Annotated in this window: 17 protein-coding genes and 1 tRNA gene; 10 read left to right on the top strand and 8 right to left on the bottom strand. The window is 70.0% G+C overall.

Annotation, left to right across the window (positions count from 1 at the left end):
• Window positions 1-8: 8 nt before the first annotated feature.
• The 6 genes from lpdA to HBH26_RS09685 all read left to right on the top strand — a co-directional run bounded on the left by lpdA (window position 9) and on the right by HBH26_RS09685 (window position 8,851).
• Complete coding sequence (gene lpdA / locus HBH26_RS09710; protein ID WP_168134398.1) at window positions 9-1,403, top strand: dihydrolipoyl dehydrogenase; 1,395 nt, start codon at window positions 9-11, stop codon at window positions 1,401-1,403.
• Window positions 1,404-1,582: 179 nt separating this feature from the next.
• Window positions 1,583-3,379 carry a M61 family metallopeptidase gene (locus HBH26_RS09705; RefSeq protein ID WP_168134397.1) on the top strand — a complete coding sequence of 599 codons (1,797 nt, stop codon included), beginning with the start codon at window positions 1,583-1,585 and terminating at the stop codon, window positions 3,377-3,379.
• Window positions 3,380-3,466: 87 nt separating this feature from the next.
• A complete protein-coding gene (locus HBH26_RS09700; RefSeq protein ID WP_168134396.1) occupies window positions 3,467-4,585 on the top strand; it encodes an AI-2E family transporter in 1,119 nt (372 codons plus the stop codon).
• Window positions 4,586-4,685: 100 nt separating this feature from the next.
• Window positions 4,686-5,384: a response regulator transcription factor CtrA gene (ctrA, locus tag HBH26_RS09695; RefSeq protein WP_168134395.1), complete on the top strand. Its 699-nt coding sequence runs from the start codon at window positions 4,686-4,688 to the stop codon at window positions 5,382-5,384.
• 109 nt (window positions 5,385-5,493) lie between these two features.
• Window positions 5,494-6,675: an MFS transporter gene (locus HBH26_RS21035; protein WP_338057314.1), complete on the top strand. Its 1,182-nt coding sequence runs from the start codon at window positions 5,494-5,496 to the stop codon at window positions 6,673-6,675.
• A gap of 82 nt (window positions 6,676-6,757) precedes the next feature.
• A complete protein-coding gene (locus HBH26_RS09685) occupies window positions 6,758-8,851 on the top strand; it encodes a TonB-dependent receptor domain-containing protein (protein WP_168134394.1) in 2,094 nt (697 codons plus the stop codon).
• A gap of 3 nt (window positions 8,852-8,854) precedes the next feature.
• Here HBH26_RS09685 and HBH26_RS09680 read toward each other — a convergent pair whose 3' ends face one another.
• On the bottom strand, window positions 8,855-9,352 hold the full coding sequence (locus HBH26_RS09680; RefSeq protein WP_168134393.1) for a hypothetical protein: 498 nt from the start codon (window positions 9,350-9,352) through the stop codon (window positions 8,855-8,857).
• An 85-nt stretch (window positions 9,353-9,437) separates the two neighbouring features.
• On the opposite strand from HBH26_RS09680, the gene HBH26_RS09675 reads away from it, so the two are divergent.
• Window positions 9,438-9,514: transfer RNA gene (locus tag HBH26_RS09675), tRNA-Arg, on the top strand.
• A 172-nt stretch (window positions 9,515-9,686) separates the two neighbouring features.
• Here HBH26_RS09675 and HBH26_RS09670 read toward each other — a convergent pair.
• The gene (locus HBH26_RS09670; protein WP_420824986.1) at window positions 9,687-10,148 is read right to left on the bottom strand and encodes a DUF1465 family protein; all 462 of its coding nucleotides are present in this window, start codon (window positions 10,146-10,148) and stop codon (window positions 9,687-9,689) included.
• Window positions 10,149-10,240: 92 nt separating this feature from the next.
• Window positions 10,241-10,438 carry a YdcH family protein gene (locus HBH26_RS09665; RefSeq protein ID WP_168134392.1) on the bottom strand — a complete coding sequence of 66 codons (198 nt, stop codon included), beginning with the start codon at window positions 10,436-10,438 and terminating at the stop codon, window positions 10,241-10,243.
• 154 nt (window positions 10,439-10,592) lie between these two features.
• Between HBH26_RS09665 and HBH26_RS09660 the strand changes: the two genes are divergently transcribed.
• Complete coding sequence (locus HBH26_RS09660) at window positions 10,593-10,751, top strand: DUF465 domain-containing protein (RefSeq protein WP_168134391.1); 159 nt, start codon at window positions 10,593-10,595, stop codon at window positions 10,749-10,751.
• Between the two features lie 53 nt (window positions 10,752-10,804).
• Here the strand turns inward: HBH26_RS09660 and HBH26_RS09655 are convergent, their stop codons facing one another.
• The 4 genes from HBH26_RS09655 to HBH26_RS09640 all read right to left on the bottom strand — a co-directional run bounded on the left by HBH26_RS09655 (window position 10,805) and on the right by HBH26_RS09640 (window position 13,624).
• Window positions 10,805-12,217 (bottom strand): coniferyl aldehyde dehydrogenase, encoded by a 1,413-nt coding sequence (locus HBH26_RS09655; RefSeq protein WP_168134390.1) that lies wholly within the window; start codon window positions 12,215-12,217, stop codon window positions 10,805-10,807.
• Between the two features lie 63 nt (window positions 12,218-12,280).
• Window positions 12,281-12,697, bottom strand: coding sequence for a hypothetical protein (locus HBH26_RS09650; RefSeq protein ID WP_168134389.1), 417 nt, complete (start codon window positions 12,695-12,697; stop codon window positions 12,281-12,283).
• Window positions 12,694-13,443: a prepilin peptidase gene (locus HBH26_RS09645; protein WP_338057313.1), complete on the bottom strand. Its 750-nt coding sequence runs from the start codon at window positions 13,441-13,443 to the stop codon at window positions 12,694-12,696. Before HBH26_RS09645 ends, HBH26_RS09650 begins: the two co-directional genes overlap by 4 nt.
• Window positions 13,436-13,624: a hypothetical protein gene (locus HBH26_RS09640; protein WP_239024712.1), complete on the bottom strand. Its 189-nt coding sequence runs from the start codon at window positions 13,622-13,624 to the stop codon at window positions 13,436-13,438. The genes HBH26_RS09645 and HBH26_RS09640 overlap by 8 nt, the downstream gene beginning before the upstream one ends.
• Before the next feature lie 184 nt (window positions 13,625-13,808).
• Here HBH26_RS09640 and HBH26_RS09635 point away from each other — a divergent pair, with 184 nt between their 5' ends.
• Together HBH26_RS09635 and HBH26_RS09630 are read left to right on the top strand one after the other, a co-directional pair.
• Window positions 13,809-14,996 carry an acetyl-CoA C-acyltransferase gene (locus tag HBH26_RS09635; RefSeq protein WP_168134388.1) on the top strand — a complete coding sequence of 396 codons (1,188 nt, stop codon included), beginning with the start codon at window positions 13,809-13,811 and terminating at the stop codon, window positions 14,994-14,996.
• Between the two features lie 390 nt (window positions 14,997-15,386).
• Window positions 15,387-16,157 (top strand): 2OG-Fe(II) oxygenase, encoded by a 771-nt coding sequence (locus HBH26_RS09630; protein WP_168134387.1) that lies wholly within the window; start codon window positions 15,387-15,389, stop codon window positions 16,155-16,157.
• Between the two features lie 43 nt (window positions 16,158-16,200).
• Here the strand turns inward: HBH26_RS09630 and HBH26_RS09625 are convergent, their stop codons facing one another.
• Window positions 16,201-18,294 (bottom strand): prolyl oligopeptidase family serine peptidase, encoded by a 2,094-nt coding sequence (locus HBH26_RS09625; RefSeq protein ID WP_239024698.1) that lies wholly within the window; start codon window positions 18,292-18,294, stop codon window positions 16,201-16,203.
• Between the last annotated feature and the right edge of the window lie 48 nt (window positions 18,295-18,342).

Below are 18,342 nucleotides of genomic sequence, written 5' to 3'. Positions count from 1 at the left end.
GACTGACAGTGGCTGACACCTACGACCTCATCGTCCTCGGCTCCGGCCCCGGCGGCTATGTCGCCGCGATCCGCGCGTCGCAGCTGGGCATGAAGGTGGCCATCGTGGAACGCGAGCGGCTGGGCGGCATCTGCCTCAATTGGGGCTGCATTCCGACGAAGGCGCTGCTGCGCACGTCGGAGGTCTATCACTACATGACCCATGCGTCGGACTATGGCCTGAAGGCGGAGAATGTCGGCTTCGACCTCAACAGGATCGTCGATCGCAGCCGCAAGGTCGCCGGGCAGCTCAACGCCGGCGTCAAAGGTCTGATGAAGAAGCATAAGATCGCGGTGCACGAGGGCGTCGGCACGCTGACCGGCAAGGGGAAACTCAGCGTCAAGCAGGGCGACAGGACCACCGAGCTTGCCGCCAAGCACATCCTGATCGCCACCGGTGCACGCGCTCGCGACCTGCCCTTCGCCAAGGCGGACGGCAAGCGCATCTGGACGTATCGCCACGCGATGGTGCCGGAGGAGATGCCGACCAAGCTGCTGGTCATCGGATCGGGCGCGATCGGCGTCGAGTTCGCCAGCTTCTACAACGACATGGGCGCCGAGGTGACGATCGTCGAGATGCTGCCGCGCATCCTGCCCGTCGAGGACGAGGAGGTCAGCGCGTTCATGGAGAAGCGGCTGACCAAGGAAGGGATCAGGATCGTCACCGGAGCGGGCGTGGAGAAGATCGAGACCGGCGCCTCGTCGGTCAAGGCGACGATCAAGGGGAAGGACGGCAAGTCCGCGACAGAGGACTACAGCCACGTCGTCGTCGCGATCGGGATCGTCCCCAATACGGAGGAGATCGGTCTGGAGGCGCTGGGCGTGGAGACCGAGCGCGGGCACATCAAGGTCGACGGCTATGGCCGCACCAATGTCGAGGGCGTGTACGCGATCGGCGACGTCACCGGCGCCCCCTGGCTAGCGCACAAGGCGAGCCACGAGGGGATCGTGTGCGTCGAGAAGATCGCCGGCGAGAATCCGCATCCGTTCGAGACGTGGAACATCCCCGGCTGCACCTATTCCCGCCCGCAGGTCGCCAGCGTCGGCCTGACCGAGGCGAAGGCGAAGGAAGCGGGTCACGAGGTGAAGGTGGGCAAATTCCCCTTCATCGGCAATGGCAAGGCAATCGCGCTGGGCGAGGCGGACGGCTTCGTGAAGACGGTGTTCGATGCTAAGACCGGCGAGTTGCTGGGCGCGCACATGGTGGGGGCGGAAGTGACCGAGCTGATCCAGGGCTATGTCGTCGCGCGTCAGCTGGAGACGACCGAGGCGGAGCTGATGGAGACCGTCTTCGCGCACCCGACGCTGAGCGAGATGATGCACGAGAGCGTGCTCGGCGCCTACGGGCGGGCGATCCACATCTGACGGGATGCGGCGCCGGCGGACCGCCGGGCGGCTTTTCACCGGTTGATCGTGATGCCGGGCCCCTCGGCGAAGCTCAGGACAGGCTTGTCCCGGCATCCACGGTGCCGCACACCCGCAGCGTGATCGGGCGCGGCGCCGTGGATGCCGGGACTGGCCCGGCACGACGAAGGGGCTGATCCATGCGTTTCGCACTTCTCGCCGCCATGTTGCTCGCCGGCACCGCGCAGGCGCAGACCGCAGCGCCGCCCCCGGTCGACTATTTCGTCCGCCTGGACGACGCCGTGCACCATCGCGCGCGCATTACCGCCACCTGGCGCGACCTGCCCGCGGGGCCGGTGCGCGTCCGCATGGCACGCTCCTCGCCGGGCCGCTACGCGATCCACGAATTCGCGAAGAACGTGTACGACGTGGCCGCGACGGACGGTGCGGGACGGCCGGTCGCGCTGTCGCGCACCGATCCCTATGGCTGGACCATCCCCTCACACGACGGCACCGTCGCCGTCACCTACACGCTGTTCGGCGACCTGGCCGACGGCACCTACGCGCAGATCGACGCCAGCCACGCGCATCTGAACGCGCCCGCCACCTTCCTGTTCGCCGAAGGGCAGGACGCGCGCCCCGCCCGCGTCCGCTTCACCGGGCAGGACCCGAGCTGGAAGGTCGCCACGCAGCTGAAGCCGGAGGCGGACGGCAGCTGGTCCGCGCCGAGCTTCCAATATCTGATGGACTCGCCCATCGAGGTGAGCGCGCATCGGCTGCGACAATGGGCGCTGCCGGGCGCGGGCGGAACGATCCGCATCGCCTTCCACGCCGACGTGACCGACGCCGAGGCGGATGCCTTCGCCGCGAAGGCGCGCCGCATCGTCGCCGCGCAGGTCGCGCTGTTCGGCGAGCCGGCGAGGTATGATTTCGGCACCTACACCTTCCTCGCCGACTATCTGCCCTGGGTCTCCGGCGACGGGATGGAGCATCGCAATTCCACCGTGATCTCCGGCAGCGGCAAGCCCTCGCTGTCGACGCTCAGCCACGAATTCTTCCACAGCTGGAACGTCGAGCGGCTGCGCCCGCGCGAGCTGGAACCGTTCGACTTCACGCGTGCGAACCCCACGCCGTCGCTCTGGTTCGCCGAGGGGTTCACCAACTATTACGGCCCGCTCGCGATCCGGCGGTCGGGCGTCGGCACGCTGGACGAATGGGTGACGGGCACCTCGCGCACGCTCGACCATGTTCTGAACAGTTCGGCGCGCGCGCATGGCGGGCCGCAGGAGATGAGCCTGCGCGCGCCCTTCGCCGACGCCGCGGTCTCGATCGACCCCGCCGCGCCGCACGTCTTCCTCTCCTATTACCCTTACGGACAGATCATCGCGCTGGCGCTGGACCTCACGCTGCGTGAGCGGTTCAAGGGCGTGACGCTGGACGACCTGATGCGCCACCTGTGGCAGAGCCACGGGCGGACCGAGCGGCCCTACAGCAACGACGACCTGCGGCTGGCGCTTGGCGCGGTGACAAAGGACCAGGCGTTCGCCGACGCCTTCTTCGCCGACACGATCGCGGCCAGCCGCCTGCCCGACCTCGTGCCGCTGCTGGCGCAGGCGGGGCTGGTGCTGCGCCGTGCCGCGCCGCAAGCGGGCTGGATCGGCGAGACGGGGTTCGAGGACAGCGCCGACGGCCCGCGCGTCGCCGCCTATCCCGCGCCCGGAACGCCGCTCTACCGCGCCGGGCTGGACAAGGGCGACCGCATCCTCGCCGTGGACGGCGGCCCGGCGGGAAGCGCGGGGGCGCTGGCCGCGCGGGTTGCGGCGCTGGCGCCAGGGGGCACGATCCGCCTGCGTTTCGCCGGACGCGGCGCCGAGCGCGAGGCGACCGTCACCGCGACCGCCAGCCCGCAATGGGAGCTGGTGACGCTGGAAGCGACGGGCGCGAAACCCTCGTTGCGCCAGCGTCGCTTCCGCGCGGCCTGGCTGGGGGAGCCGTGAGTTGCGCGGGAGCCCGATCGTCTCGCTGCCCCCTTTTTCGCTTCCGCGCGTTGTGCCGCTCGTGAAACGATCCGCCTTCCCGCGCCGATGAACCGTCTGACGCCCGACGAGGCGGACGCGCGGTTCATCCGCCGCGTGCTGTGGATCGCGCTGATCGCCGCAGTGCTCGCCGCCCTCTACCTGGCGCAGCACCTGCTGATCCTGGCCTTCGGGTCGATCCTGGTCGCCATCGCCATCCACGCCATCGCCGACGTCTACGAAGGCAAGCTGCGCGCGCCCAAGCGGCCCGCGATGGCGATGGCGATCCTCACCGTGCTGGGCTTCATCGGCTTCCTCGGCTGGCTGTTCGGCGTCGAGTTCCGCAGCCAGGTGAACGTGCTGGTCGAACGCCTGCCGGGGCTGGTGCTCCAGCTCGACGCTTATATGTCGCAGTCGCCCGTGGGCGAGAAGGTGGCCGACGCGGTGCAGGCGGCGTTCGCGGGCAGCCGCGTGGCGCAGGACATCGGCGAGCTGGCGCGCGGCGTGGGCGAGTTGCTGCTCAACACCGTCCTCGTGCTGTTCGGCGCGATCTTCTTCGCCGTCGATCCGAAGGTGTACGAGCGCGGCTTCCTGCTGATGGTGCCGCCCGCCAAGCGTGCGGCGGTGGAGGATGCGCTGGGCGATGTCGCCAGCACGCTGCTGCTGTGGCTGCGCGCGCAGCTGATCCAGATGACGTCGATGGGCGTGATGGTGGGCGTGGGTCTCTGGTTCGTCGGCGTCCCCTCCCCGGCCGCGCTGGGCCTGCTGACCGGCGTCAGCGAGTTCATCCCCTATGTCGGCCCGATCGCCGCGATGCTGCCCGCGCTCGGCCTCGCCGCCACGCAGGGGACGCAGCCGCTGCTCGGTGCGCTCGCCGTCTTCGCCGTGGTGCGCGTGGTGCAGACCAACTTCGTGACGCCGTTCGTCACCAGCCGCGTCATCGCGATCCCGCCCGCGCTCAGCCTGTTCGCGATCATCGGCACGGGCGCGGTGTTCGGCGTGTTCGGGCTGTTCTTCTCCGGCGGAATCCTGGTCGTCGGCTTCACGCTGGTGCGCAGCCTGTACCTGCGCGAAGTGCTGGGAGAGGATATCCCACGGTCGCGCGAGCGGACGCTGTTCACCGCCCGCGGCACCCTGCGCGCGCCGGCGGTTCGACCAAAGGACGACTCGCCGGGAACCCTGGATTAATCGCGAATTAACCTTTTGCGTTCAGATGGGCGATGGTTAATGTTTCAGACCGGAGCCGCGCCAGGGGTGGTCGCTACGGCTTGCGGACAGGGGATGGCCGATGCGCGTGCTGCTGATCGAGGACGAGCCGACGACCGCCAAGGCGATCGAGCTGATGCTCGCCACCGAAGGGTTCAACGTCTACAATACCGACCTGGGTGAAGAGGGCTTGGACCTCGGCAAGCTCTACGACTACGACATCATCCTTCTCGACCTCAACCTGCCGGACATGCACGGCTACGACGTCCTGAAGAAGCTGCGCACCGCGCGGGTCACGACCCCGGTGCTGATCCTCAGCGGCATCAACGAGATGGACTCCAAGGTCCGCTCGTTCGGCTTCGGCGCCGACGATTACGTCACCAAGCCGTTCCACCGCGAGGAGCTGGTGGCGCGCATCCAGGCGGTGGTGCGCCGGTCGAAGGGCCATTCGCAATCGGTCATCCGCACCGGCAAGCTGGCAGTGAACCTGGACGCGAAGACCGTGGAGGTCGACGGCGCCCGCGTGCACCTGACCGGCAAGGAATATGCGATGCTGGAGCTGCTGTCGCTGCGCAAGGGCACCACGCTGACCAAGGAAATGTTCCTCAACCACCTGTACGGCGGCATGGATGAGCCCGAGCTGAAGATCATCGACGTCTTCATCTGCAAGCTGCGCAAGAAGCTGTCGATGGCGTGCGAGGGTGAGAATTACATCGAAACCGTGTGGGGCCGCGGCTACGTGCTGCGCGAGCCCGAGGGCGCGACCGCCGCGGTCGCCTGACCCGCTTCCTGCGTTTCTCCTTTCCCGGCGTATCTCGGGAAGAACGGGCCGCGGTGCCGGGGGGCGCCGCGGCCTTTTCCCTGCGCGCTCGTCGCGGTAGCACCGCATCGTGAACCGTGTGCGTACCCCTCTCCTCCTCGCATCCTACGCGCTCGCCTACAGCGGCGCGGTGATCGGCTATCTGCCGCTGCTCTCCCTGTTGCTGCCGCTGAAGGTGGAACGGATCGCGGGCGCGGCGCGGCTGGACGTGCTGACCGCCTGTATGGTGGCGGGAGCGGTGGTGGCGAGCGCGTCGAATATCCTTTTCGGCTGGCTGAGCGACCGCGCGGTCGCGCGCGGGCGCGGGCGGCGGGGCTGGCTGGCGGCCGGCGGAGCCATGACGGCCGCGTCCTACGCCACGCTCGCCTTGGCGCAGGAACCCGTCGCGATCGTCGTCGCCGTGGTGCTGTTCCAGGCTGCGATCAACGCGCTGCTGGCGCCGCTGCTGGCGATGATGGCGGAGGAGGTGCCCGACGATCGCAAGGGCGTGGCGGGCGGCCTGCTCGCCCTCGCCGCGCCGGTGGCCGCCGCCGTCTCCGCCGGGCTGGTGGCGGCGGGGGGCGCCGGCGAGGCGGCGCAGCTGGCCGTCGTCGCGGCGCTGGCGCTGCTGTGCCAGCTGCCGCTGCTGACGCTGCGCGCGCGGCCGCTCGCCGCCGCCCCGCCCGCCGGCGCGGTGCCGCTGCTGCGCCGCGACCTGGCGATCGCCTGGGCCGCGCGGCTGCTGGTGCAGGCGGCGGGCAACGCGCAATCCTTTTACCTCCTCTATTACTTCTCCAGCATCGTCGCCGGCGCGTCGTCCGCCGCGCTGGCGCCGCGGGTGGGCAGCCTGCTGACTCTCGCCTTCGCGGCGGCGCTGCCGGTCGCGATGCTGCTGGGCCGCTGGTCCGACCGCAGCGGTCGGCGCAAGCCGTTCCTGTTCGCCGCCGCACTGGGCGGCGCGGCGGGACTGGCGCTGATGGCCCGCGCAGGTGACTGGAACGCGGGCGCGGCGGGGTTCGCGCTCTACGCGGTCGGGTCCGCTACCTTCCTGGCGCTCCACGCCGGCTTCGCGATGCAGCTGCTGCCCAATCCGGCGCACCGCGGGCGCGATCTCGGCCTGCTGAACCTCGCCAACACGCTGCCGGCGCTGGCCGGGCCGCTGCTCACCTGGTGGCTGGCGACGCCGGACGATTTCGGCGCGGTGATGGCGGCGCTGTCCGCGCTGACGCTGATCGGCGGCGTGCTGATGCTGCTGGTGCGCGGGCGCGCCTGATGCGCGCAGAACATCCCGCCACTTGATATGATGTAACATTGCGCTATTCGGCCGGCAGCACCTTGTCGATCGGAGTCGCGTCATGAAGTTCCTGCTGCTCGCCACCACCGCGCTGCTCGCCCTGCCCGCGCCCGCCGCGGCGCAGCAGGCCCCGCGCCCGCGCGACGCGCACCGTTCCGACGACCTGATCGTCACCGCGCCGATCCGCCAGTCGGAGACCGACGTGCTGCAGGGCACGTCCGTCCTGTCCGGCGAGGCGCTGACGCGCGAGCTGCGGCCGACGATCGGCGAGACGCTGGCGCGGCTGCCCGGCGTCTCCGCCACGTCCTTCGGCCCCAACGCCTCGCGTCCGATCCTGCGCGGCTTTTCCGGCGACCGCGTGCGCATCCTGACCGACGGCATCGGCTCGTTCGACGCGGCGAGCAGCTCGGTCGATCACGCCGTCGTCATCGATCCCCTGCTGGCCGAGCGGATCGAGGTCCTGCGCGGTCCCGTCGCCTTGCTGTACGGCTCGTCCGCGGTCGGCGGCGTCGTGAACGTCATCGACGCGCGAATCCCGCGCCGCGTGCCGGAGGCGGGCTATCGGCTCGACGCCATCGCCGGCTACGGTTCCGCCGCGGACCAGCGGAACGTCGCCGCCTCCGCCGACGTGGCGATCGGGCCGCGATTCGTCGTGAACGTCAACGGCTCATACCTGAAGGCGGACGACCTGCGCATCGGCGGGCACGTGCTGTCGCGCGAGGCGCGCGCCGCAGCGCTGGCGACCGGCGACGCCGAACTGGTACCCGCGACGCAGCTGCGCGATCGCCTGCCGAACAGCGCGGTGGAGACGTGGACGGCCGGGGTCGGCGCCGCGCTGGTCACCGACGGTGGCTCGCTTGGCATTTCCTACGGCCATTACGACAGCCTCTACGGCGTGCCGATCCGCTACGCGATCGCGCCGGGACAGGAGGCGGAGGCGCCGCGGCTGGACGTGCGGCAGGACCGCGTCGACCTGCGCGCCGAGGTGAAGACCGGCGGCGACCTGCTCGACGCGATCCGGCTGCGGCTGGGCCACGCCGACTATCGCCACGACGAGCTGGAGGAGGACGGCGCGATCGGCACCACCTTCCTCAACAAGGGGACCGAGGGCCGGCTGGAAGTGGTACAGGCCACCCGCGGCGGCTGGACCGGGGCGAGCGGCGTGCAATATCTCGGCCGCGACTTCGAGGCGATCGGAGAGGAGGCGTTCCTGCCGCCCAGCGAGACCGAGCAGGTCGGCGTGTTCACCCTCCAGCAGTTCAACTTCGGCGATTTCCGCGCGGAAGGCGGCGTCCGCTACGAACATACCAGCCTCACCGCGCGCCCCGTCGCCGACGCACCGCGCTTCTTCGCCGGATCGCGCAGCTACGACGCCTTCTCCGGCTCGCTCGGCGCCTCCTACGCGCTGGGCGAGGGAGTCCGCATCGGCGTGAACGGCTCGCGCACGGCGCGCGCTCCGTCGGCGGAGGAGCTGTTCTCCAACGGCGCGCACGCCGGCACGCAGGCGTACGAGCTGGGCAACCCGAACGCACGCACAGAGCGGAGCTGGGGACTGGAGGCCACGTTCCACGCGCACAGCGGGCCGTTCAGCCTCGACGCGTCCGCCTATCACAATTGGTTCGACGGCTTCATCTACGACACGCAGGTCGACGGCGCGGTGTGCCAGGCAGCGGCGGGCGGCGAGGAGGTCGAGCTTCCCTGCTTCCAGTACCAGCAGGCCGACGCGCGCTACTGGGGCCTGGAGGCTGATGCCGCCCTGCGGCTGGGCACCGTCGCCGGCCACGTACTGACGGCCGAGCTGATCGGCGACTACGTCCGCGCGACGGTGGTGGACCGCGGACCTGTGCCCCGCATTCCGCCGCTTCGCCTGCTCGGCGCGGTGGAGGCCGCCGGCCCCGCCACCACGGCGCGCGTGGAGGTGGAGCACGCCTTCGAGCAGGACCGCACCGCGGCGTTCGAGACGGCGACCGACGGCTACACGCTGGTCAACGCCTCGCTCGCCTTCCGGCCGTGGGGCGATGGCGATCGCCGCTCAATCCTGCTGAGTGCGAACAACATCTTCGACGTGGAGGCGCGCCGCCACGCCAGCGTGCTGAAGGATTTCGCGCCCCTGGCCGGCCGCGACCTGCGTGTGACGCTTCGGCTGGGTATCTGACGCCTAGCGCAGCCGCGCCGCGATCGCGTCGGCGCGGCGCGTCTGCGCCTCGATCCCGGCACGCGCCGCCGCCAGCGCGCGGGTGAGCGGAGGGTATTCCGGTGCGAGCGCGCCCGCCCGCGCCGCCGCCAGCTCCTCCAGCGCGTCGGCCGCGTCGCGCTGCTGCCCGCGCGCCACGTCCAGCGCTCCCATCGCGGTCTGCGCGTCGAGCCACGCGTCGCTTCCCCGCGCCCCTGCGCGTGCCGCCGCCCGCTCCGCCCGCGTTGCCGCCGCGTCGAACGCGGTGTCGGCCGCCGCACGGTCGCGCGCCACCGCAGCGATCCGCGCGTCGAGCGCGGGGTCCGCCGCCACCGGCGCCGCGGGAGGCGCCTCCGGTTCGGCGAAGCCCAGCTTCTCCTGCGGTCGCGGCGCGAGCGAGGGGAAGTCGCCGTCGCCAGCGGTGGAACACGCCGCCAGCAGCGCGGCGGAGAAAAGGGCGGGCACAGCGGAACGACGCATCATCGCCGCCGGGCGTAAGCCGCGCAGAAAAGCGACGCAACGCCCTTGCGCGATCAAAAAAGCCCGTCTAACAGCGCCGCTCCAAAGGGCGCCCGTAGCTCAGCTGGATAGAGCATCAGACTACGAATCTGAGGGTCGGACGTTCGAATCGTTCCGGGCGCGCCATTGGAAAACCACGCAGGACGTGGACGAGGCCGGGTCAGCGATGACCCGGCCTTTTCGTTGTCGGCGGTCTGCTGCGGGCCGCCGTGACGACGATTGCCGCCGCCCGTGGTGCTGTGCGAGTAGCCTTCGACTGCGCTCAGGTCGAACGGCGGGCGGAAGTGTTGCGCAATCCCTAGAAAGCGGTGGCCAGCCGGTCGAGCATCGAGCGCGCCGGGCTCGCCGCGCGCGGCCCGCCGGCCTGCGCCTCGTCCAGCCGCGCGACGCGGCGGTGGAGCTCGATGCTCGACGCCACCAGCGCGCGGGCCTGGTGCGGCAGGACGTCGAGCAGCCCCGCCTCCGTCACCGGAGCCTCGCCCAGCCGGCGCGACGGCTCCAGCGCCTGCTGCGGGCTCAGTTCGCCCGCGTGGACCGCGCGCTGCGTCAGCAGCCAGGCGATGACGTGCATCAGCCGCGTCGTCACCTTCAGCGATTCGCAACTGAACGCCACGCGCGTCATTGGCGCGAGCGACTCGCGCTCGATCCGCCCGCCCTCGTCGAAATAGCTGCGCGCCTCGTCGGCCAGCAGCATGGCATCGACGTAGAAGGTGTCGATCAGCCGCTCGTGGAGGCGGGTGGTGGGTTCTTCGGGCAGCACGGGGTGATGAATGCCACAGCCGCGCCGACGTTTCCAATGCGACCTGCGCGTTAACCCTCTTTATCCCGCGCGCCCCCCCCGGCCCGCTGGGATCAGGCGATGATGTCGGGGATCAGCATGTCTTCCAGCCGCGCGATCTCGTCGCGCAGCGACAGCTTGCGCTTCTTCAGCCGGGCCAGCCGCAGCTGGTCGGGCGCCCCGCCCTCGCCCAGCGCGACGATCGACGCGTCCAGGTCGCGATGCTCGATCCGCAGCAGGTTGAGCCGCGCCAGGATCTTTCCCTCGTCCATGTTCCCCCTGGGCCGGAGCGCCGGCAACGAACGCTAACACACATCATCGCGCATACACGACGATCGGCCGCGCCCAAGCAATTCCCTGCGCGACTTTTTCACGCGTTCGTGGTTCAATCCCTACCCCGTCAACCGCTTTAGGAGGCATCTGCCCATGCAGTCTGCACACATCTCGGCCCTTGAGGCCAAGCGTGCCGTGCTCGACGAGCGCATCTCCATCGAATCGCAGCGCCCGCTGCCCGACTCGATCGCGATCGCCGACATGAAGAAGCAGAAGCTGAAGTTGAAGGAAGAGATCGCCTCTACCCATTGAGGTCCGGTCTCCTGCGGCCCGGCGGTGATCCACCGCCGGGCTTTTTGCTGCCGCTAGCGCTTCATCTGCGCCGCCACGGCCTTTCTCGTCGCCGCGCCGTAGGGCGGCTTCAGCCCGGCGAGCTTCGCCACGTCGATCTTCGGCTGCTGGTACACCGCCTTGGCGTGGCTGAACGTCACGAACCCGTCGCGTCCATGGTATGCGCCCATGCCCGACGGACCCACGCCGCCGAACGGCAGGTCTTCCATCGAGACGTGGAAGATCACGTCGTTAACGGTCGCCCCGCCGGAGATGGTGCGGTCCAGCACGCGGCGCTTCTCGCCCTCGTCCTTGCCGAAATAATAGACGGCGAGCGGCCGGTCGCGACGGTTCACCTCGGCGATCGCCGCATCGATCCCGGCCTCGTAGCGGCGGACCGGCAGCACGGGGCCGAAGATCTCCTCCTGCATGATCGTCATGTCGTCGGTCACGTCGGTGACGATGTGGAGCGGCATCTTGCGCGAGTTCGCGGTGGCGAAATCCTCGCCGGCGGGATTGACCACCTCCACCGTGGCGCCCTTCGCGCGGGCGTCGTCGATCCACTCGGCCAGCCGCTGGTGGTGGCGGTCGTTGATGATCGCCGTATAGTCGGGATTGGACAGCAGCGTCGGGTACATCGCGCTCGCCGCGGTCTTCAGCCCCTCGACTACCGCCGCCTGCTGCTCCGCCGGCACCAGCATATAGTCGGGCGCGAGGCAGATCTGCCCGGCGTTCAGCATCTTGCCGATCGCCACCCGCTCGGTCGCCTGGCGGATATCGGCATCCCTGCCCACGATCACCGGGCTCTTCCCGCCCAGTTCCAGCGTGACGGGCACCAGATTGTCCGCCGCGGCGTGGAGGATATGCTTCGCGATCCCGGTGGCGCCGGTGAAGATCAGGTGATCGAACGGCAGCTCGGCGAACGCCTTCCCCGCCTCCGGCCCGCCCGACACGAACGCCAGCTCCTCCGCGGCGAAGTAGCGGCCGACCACCTCCTCGAACAGGGCGGACGTCGCGGGCGTGAACTCGCTGGTCTTCACCATCGCGCGGTTGCCCGCGGCGAAGATGCCGGCCAGCGGCGACATGACCAGGTTGATCGGGAAGTTCCACGGCGAGATCACGCCGACCACGCCCTTGGGCTGGTATTCCACCCGCGCCCTGGCGCCAAGCAGGCCGAGCGGGAACTGCACCTTGCGCTTTTCCGCCCTTGCCCAGCGATCCACGTGCTTCAGCGCGTGCTTCAGCGGCGCGATCGATCCGGCGATGTCGGTCATCATCGACTGTTCGCGGCTGCGGTGGCCGAAATCCTCGCTCAGCGCGTCGCAGAAGCGGTCGGCATGGTCGCCCACCATCGCGGCGGCGCGCGTCAGCCGATCCTTGCGCACCGACAGCGGCTCCGGCAGCGCCGCCATGAACGCGGCGCGCTGCGCCTCCAGCAAAGCCCTCATCCGCCCTCTCCCCGTCGCCGTTGCGTTGTCATCGGCAACTGAAGCACGAACCGGAGCGATTGGCTATGCCGCGCAGCCCACCAGTCCGGCGAGCGGGACCGCCACGGCGTCCTTGCCGGCGCGTTCCAGCGTCAGCACCGCCTCGGTCACTGCGGCGCCCTGCGCCAGGTCCTGCCGCTCGACGATCGTCATCGACAGGCGCGCGGTGATGCCGTCGACACGATACTCGCCCTCCCGCGCCAGCCCGCGCACCTCAGCACCCTGGCCGGCGACGCGCGGCAGGTCCACAAGCTTTCCGTTCACCGCGATGCGCAGCGACGTCGGCGCCGCCATCGCGGCGAAGGTGCGCGTCGTGCCGGTGGTGAACAGATAGGCGGCGCACCCCCTCGCCGGCAGCGCCTGGCGCGGCAGGCCGCCGATCGGCAGCCCGTCGATCGACGTGGCGGCCTGAAGCGCAAGGAGGAGCAGCACGGCGATCATCCGCCCGCCCCTACCATCGCGACCCACGCGGGGTAAGCCGCCACGCAGAGGAACGCGCCGAACGGCACCGCGTCGTCGGCCGCGACCGTCCGCCCGCGCCACCGCTGCAGGAGAACGAGACCCAGCCCGACGAGGGCCGCCAGCAGCAGCACCGCGGGCAGCAGCCGCCAGCCGAGCCACAGCCCGATCGCGCCGAACAGCTTGGGATCGCCCCCGCCCAGCCCCTCGCGCCCGCGCGCCGCGCGGTAGCCGGCGGCCACCAGCCACAGCGACGCGAAGCCTGCCGCGCCGCCGATCAGTCGCGCTGCAAGATCGGGTGGCGCCACCGCCGCGCTCGCCAGCCCGAGCAGCGCGAGCGCCAGCACCAGCGGGTCGGGCAGCCACAGCTCCGCCGCGTCGATCGCCGCCAGCGTCAGCAGCAGCCAGCCGAACGCCGCGCCGGACGCGCCCACCGGCCCCGGCGCGACCACGCCCGACAGCGCGCCGATCGCCGCGCAGCCGAGCTCGAACGACGGATGGCGCGGATCGATCGCGGCGGCGCAGGTGCGGCACCGTCCCCGCCCCGCGATCCAGCCGAGCACCGGCACCAGCTCGATCGCGGTCAGTCGCCGCGCGCATCCGTCACACGCCGATCGTCCGCCCATCGCGCGCCCTGCCGGCCAGCGGATCGCCAGCGTCGACAGAAAGCTGCCCATCACCGCGCCCAGCAGCGCGAGCGCGAGCGGCCAGGCGAGCGCCTCAGGCACCGCGCTTGCGGATCAGGTAGCGATAGACGCCGAAGGAATTGATGCCGAGCAGCACGACATTTTGCGCGCCCAGCGGCTCGTCCTTCGTCAGGAAGGCGCCGGTGATCCAAGCGACGGACGAGGTGACGAACAGCACCATCCCCCATCCTGTCACTCGGCGCCCCGAGTCGAGCGACACCATGAAGGCCGCGATCGTGCCGCTGGCGGCGGCGTACCATTTGAAAAGATCGACGATTTGCACGGACGCGGGCGTAGGAGGCCGGCTGATGCACGGCAATTCGGCCCGGTTTGAAAAGCGACTGACCATGATCTAGATGCAGCGCAGCATAACCGACCCCCTAATAACCGATCCGGAGTGGAGCACCATGGCAACCGATCCCGTCGTCATCCTGTCCTACGCACGCACGCCGATGGGCGGAATGCAGGGCGCGCTCGCCGACGTCTCCGCCACGGACCTCGGCGCCACCGCGGTGAAGGCGGCGGTCGAGCGTGCCGGCGTCGACGGCGCGGACGTGGAGCGCATCTACATGGGCTGCGTCCTTCCCGCCGGCCTCGGCCAGGCGCCCGCGCGGCAGGCGGCGATCAAGGCGGGCCTGCCCAAGTCGGTCCAGGCGACCACGGTGAACAAGGTCTGCGGCTCGGGTATGCAGACGGTCATCATGGGAGCGGAGGCGATCGCGGCGGGCTCCGCCGACCTGATCGTCGCGGGCGGCATGGAGAGCATGACGAACGCGCCGTACCTGCTCAAGAAGCACCGTTCCGGCGCGCGCATCGGCCACGACACCGCTTACGACCACATGTTCCTCGACGGACTTGAGGACGCCTACGAGGCCGGCCGCGCGATGGGCACCTTCGCGCAGGACACCGCCAACGAGTATCAGCTGACGCGGGCGGCGCAGGACGATTACTCGATCGAATCGCTGCGCCGCGCGCAGGAGGCGATCAGGTCGGGCGCCTTCGCCGAGGAGATCGTCCCCGTCACCGTGAAGACCCGCAAGGGCGACGTGACGGTCGACACCGACGAGCAGCCCGGCAAGGGTATGCCCGACAAGATTCCCACGCTGAAGCCCGCCTTCGCCAAGGACGGGACGATCACCGCGGCGACCAGCAGCTCGATCAGCGACGGCGCCGCCGCGCTGGTGCTGACGCGCGAGAGCGTGGCGACGGCGAAGGGGCAGAAGCCGGTCGCGCGCATCGTGGCGCACGCCGCGCACGCGCAGGAGCCGTCCGCCTTCACCACCGCGCCCGTGGGCGCGATCCAGAAGCTGCTGGACAAGGCGGGCTGGCAGATCGGCGACGTCGACCTGTTCGAGGTGAACGAGGCGTTCGCCTGCGTCGCGATGTTCGCGATGCACGACCTCGGCATCCCGCACGACAAGATCAACGTCCACGGTGGTGCCACCGCGCTCGGCCACCCGATCGGCGCGTCGGGCGCGCGTATCATCACCACGCTGGTCGCCGCGCTGAAGCATCGTGGTCTGAAGAAGGGCGTCGCGTCGCTGTGCATCGGCGGCGGCGAGGCGACGGCGCTCGCGGTCGAACTGGTCGACTGAGCGGCATCGGCCGCACCAGAACGGGAAGGTCGCGGCGTGGTGGATACCGGACGGTCATCACGCCGCTCCTGGCGCTGCCGAGCGCATCCACCCGCGACAAGAAGCGTGGATCGCGCTGCGATCCGTTTATCATCATGATTTCTCAAGGAAAGCAGTAACGTCGGGAAGTCGAACAGCGGTGCGCTTCCGACAACATGGGCAGCATTCATCGGATCGGCGAGTCCCAAGATCTGACCACCCGCCCGACAGTTACCCCTTGACCCCGATGCTTCGCCCGAAGAATCCTGCGAGCGGGGAATCTTGTCCGATGCCGGGCACGATGGGGGGAAGACAGTGCTTCAGATCGATCGTTCGGACGTCGTCGCGACGCCATTTCCGCATGTCGCCAAAATGGACTTCCTGCCGCCTGATCTGTTCGCGCGACTGAGCGCCGACTTCCCGACATCCGCATCGTTCGAGGATCAGTTCTCGCAGACGGGGGCGACCGGAAGCCGGGTGGGGGCCGGCACCGGCTTCGACATCTATCGGGGCGATCTCGCCTACGACCGGCTGGTCGCCGGCTCCGCCGCCTGGGCCGAGCTGGACGCCTATATCAACTCCGCCGCCTTCGTGACGACATTCCTCGATGTGTTCGGCGACGATCTCGCCGGGCTGGGCTGCTCGATCACGGTGGATCCCGCCGCGTACCGGCGCGACATGGTCGAATCGCGCTCGACGCTGACGGCGCGGCAGACGATCGGGGAACGGCTCGGCAGGATCGTCGACGGTCTCGGCCGGAACCGGAACAGGATCCCGACGCTGTTCACCCGCCTCGACGTCGAGAAGAGCTTCGCCGGCTACGCCAAGCCGCCGCACTGCGACCGCAGCAACCGTCTGTGCTCGCTCATTCTCTACTTCAGCGATCTGGAGGCAGAGGGCATCGAGGGCGGCGAGTTGAACATCTACGCGCACAAGAGCGACAAGTCGCCGGCCGAGCACGAGCGGCATCCCAAGCCGGCGCTGGTCGACGTGGTCGCCACGCTGAAGCCGAAGCCCAACCTGGGCGTCTTCTTTCCGTGCTCGAACAACAGCTACCACGGCGTGAACGCGTTGGAGACGGCGGGCAAGGCGAGGAACTTCCTCTACATCAACATCTCGACCGACGGACGCACGTGCTGGTAGCAGACGCAGGATAGCCTGCCACGCTCCGCCCAGAGCGGAGCGTCTATCTGCCTTCGTCCAACGGTCCGATCTCCCGCGCCAGGAACGCCTGCAGCAGCGCCGCGCGCCGCGCGTCTTCCGCGTGGTCCGCGCCGACCGAGTGGCCGCCCTCGAGATATTCGTGATAGTAGACGGTGTTGCCCGTCTGCTTCAGCAACGCCGCCAGCTTCCGCGCGTGGCCGGGATGGACGCGGTCGTCCTTGGTCGACAGGTAGAACAGCACCGGCGGGTAGCGCACGCCCGCCTTCACGTTCTGATAGGGCGAGTAGCGGCGCATGAACGCCCAGTCTGTGGGCACGTCGGGATCGCCATATTCGTCGATCCACAGCGCCCCCGCGGACATCTTCGTATAGCGCTGCATGTCCTCCAGCGGCGATCCGGCGATCACCGCGCCGTACAGGTCCGGCCGCTGCTGCATCGCGACGCCGACCAGCAGGCCGCCGTTGGACCGGCCCGAGATGGCGATCCGCTTCTTCGCGCTGACGCCGGTGCGCACCAGGTCGTCGGCGACCGCGTGCAGGTCGTCGAACACGTTCTGCCGTTTCTCACGCACTCCCGCCTCGTGCCAGCGCGGGCCGTACTCGCCCCCGCCGCGCAGATTGGCGAGGACATAGGCACCGCCGCGCTCCACGAAGCTGAGCGCGAGCGGGCCGGCGCGATAGGGCTGGTCGGTGAGATAGGTCGGCGTCTGCGCGTTGCGGAAACCGCCATAAGCGTGGATCAGCGCTGGTGCAGGCCGCTTCGCGCCCTTCTTCGTGACGAGAAAATAGGGCACCTTCGTGCCATCGCGGGATGTCGCGAAACGCTGCGCCACGTCGAACTGCCGCGCGTCGAAGCGCGCGGGTAGCGACTGGACCTTCGTCACTGAACCCGCGGCGGGAACCGCGTAGAGCGTCGGCGGGGTCAGCATCCCTTCGACCGTGACGAAGGCGAGGTCGCGTCCGCCGGATACGCCCGCGATGTGCACGGTGCTGTTCGCGGGCAGCGCGATCGACCGCTGGACCCAGCGCCCGTCGGCGCCCCGCGATAGCGCCAGCAGCCTTCCGGCAACGTCGTCCAGCACCTTTACGAACAAGACGCGGTCGGTCGCCTCCACCTCCTCGACCGCCTGGCTGGCCAACGGCGCGAAGACCGGCTCCGCGCGCGGCGTCTCGCCGCGGTCCAGCGCCGCCAGCGAATAGGCCACCAGCGATCCCGCCGGCTGCCCGCCGGCGGCATCGTTCAGGCGCACGATGGCGCGACCGTCGATCACGTCCACCACGTCGGCGCGCGCGGGCACGGGCAGGCGAACGAAGCGGCCCGAGGGGACGCGGAAGAGATAGTCGGTGTCGAAAAACGTCTTGCCCGCGCGGATCATCGGCCGCCGCATGGTGGCGTCGACCAGCGCGGAGACGCCGATCGGCGTGCGCGCCGCGTCCTGCTCGTACACCGTCGTCGCCGCCGACAGCGGCGTGCCGCGCTTCCACACCTTCGCGATGCGCGGGCGACCGGTGCGACCCAGCGAGCCCGCGCCCCAGTCGCGTGCGACGAGAAGCGTGTCCCGGTCGATCCACGCCGCCGACTGGCTCGATTGCGGCAGGACGAAGCCGCCGGCGACGAACTTGCCCGTCGTCAGGTCGAACTCGCGCACCGTGTCGGCGTCGGTGCCGCCGGGGCTGAGCGAGACCAGGCAGCGCGTGTAGGCCGGCTCCAGGCAGCGCGCGCCGTGCCAGACCCAGCTCTGCCCCTCCGCCTTGCCGAGCGCATCGACGTCGATCAGCGTCGTCCACTTCGGCTTGCCCGCGGCATAGGCGTCGAGCGGCGAGGCGCGCCACAGCCCGCGCGGGTTCCTCGCGTCGCGCCACAGGTTCAGCACGCGGTCGCCGATCACCGCGTCGGGCGTCGCGATCTGCGCCTCGTCGTCGAGGATCGCCTTCGCGCGCGCGCGATCGGGTTCGTAGCGCGGATCCCTCGTCAGCAGCGCCTCGGTTTCGGCGTTCCACGCCCTCACCTGCTCCAGCGCGCGCGGCCCCTCTATCTCCTCCAGCCACAGGTAGCGGTCGGCGGCGGGGGCGGCGGCGAGAAGGGGCAGGAACGCGAGCGCAATGAAACGTTTCATGACCGAGGTGCGTAACGGTCGGCACAGGCCGTCACAAGCAGGAGCATT

The organism is Sphingomonas corticis (genome assembly GCF_012035195.1).
In the GTDB taxonomy this organism is placed as follows: domain Bacteria; phylum Pseudomonadota; class Alphaproteobacteria; order Sphingomonadales; family Sphingomonadaceae; genus Sphingomonas; species Sphingomonas corticis.
This window is presented reverse-complemented; position numbering and strand designations above follow the sequence as displayed.

Bases quoted from the DNA above. Each gene is read 5' to 3' on its own strand.
- HBH26_RS09705 (WP_168134397.1), top strand. From the start codon at position 1,583: ATGCGTTTCGCACTTCTCGCCGCCATGTTGCTCGCCGGCACCGCGCAG.
- HBH26_RS09700 (WP_168134396.1), top strand. From the start codon at position 3,467: ATGAACCGTCTGACGCCCGACGAGGCGGACGCGCGGTTCATCCGCCGC.
- ctrA (WP_168134395.1), top strand. From the start codon at position 4,686: ATGCGCGTGCTGCTGATCGAGGACGAGCCGACGACCGCCAAGGCGATC.
- HBH26_RS09685 (WP_168134394.1), top strand. From the start codon at position 6,758: ATGAAGTTCCTGCTGCTCGCCACCACCGCGCTGCTCGCCCTGCCCGCG.
- HBH26_RS09680 (WP_168134393.1), bottom strand. From the start codon at position 9,352: ATGATGCGTCGTTCCGCTGTGCCCGCCCTTTTCTCCGCCGCGCTGCTG.
- HBH26_RS09665 (WP_168134392.1), bottom strand. From the start codon at position 10,438: ATGGACGAGGGAAAGATCCTGGCGCGGCTCAACCTGCTGCGGATCGAG.
- HBH26_RS09660 (WP_168134391.1), top strand. From the start codon at position 10,593: ATGCAGTCTGCACACATCTCGGCCCTTGAGGCCAAGCGTGCCGTGCTC.
- HBH26_RS09655 (WP_168134390.1), bottom strand. From the start codon at position 12,217: ATGAGGGCTTTGCTGGAGGCGCAGCGCGCCGCGTTCATGGCGGCGCTG.
- HBH26_RS09650 (WP_168134389.1), bottom strand. From the start codon at position 12,697: ATGATCGCCGTGCTGCTCCTCCTTGCGCTTCAGGCCGCCACGTCGATC.
- HBH26_RS09640 (WP_239024712.1), bottom strand. From the start codon at position 13,624: ATGGTGTCGCTCGACTCGGGGCGCCGAGTGACAGGATGGGGGATGGTG.
- HBH26_RS09635 (WP_168134388.1), top strand. From the start codon at position 13,809: ATGGCAACCGATCCCGTCGTCATCCTGTCCTACGCACGCACGCCGATG.
- HBH26_RS09630 (WP_168134387.1), top strand. From the start codon at position 15,387: ATGGACTTCCTGCCGCCTGATCTGTTCGCGCGACTGAGCGCCGACTTC.
- HBH26_RS09625 (WP_239024698.1), bottom strand. From the start codon at position 18,294: ATGAAACGTTTCATTGCGCTCGCGTTCCTGCCCCTTCTCGCCGCCGCC.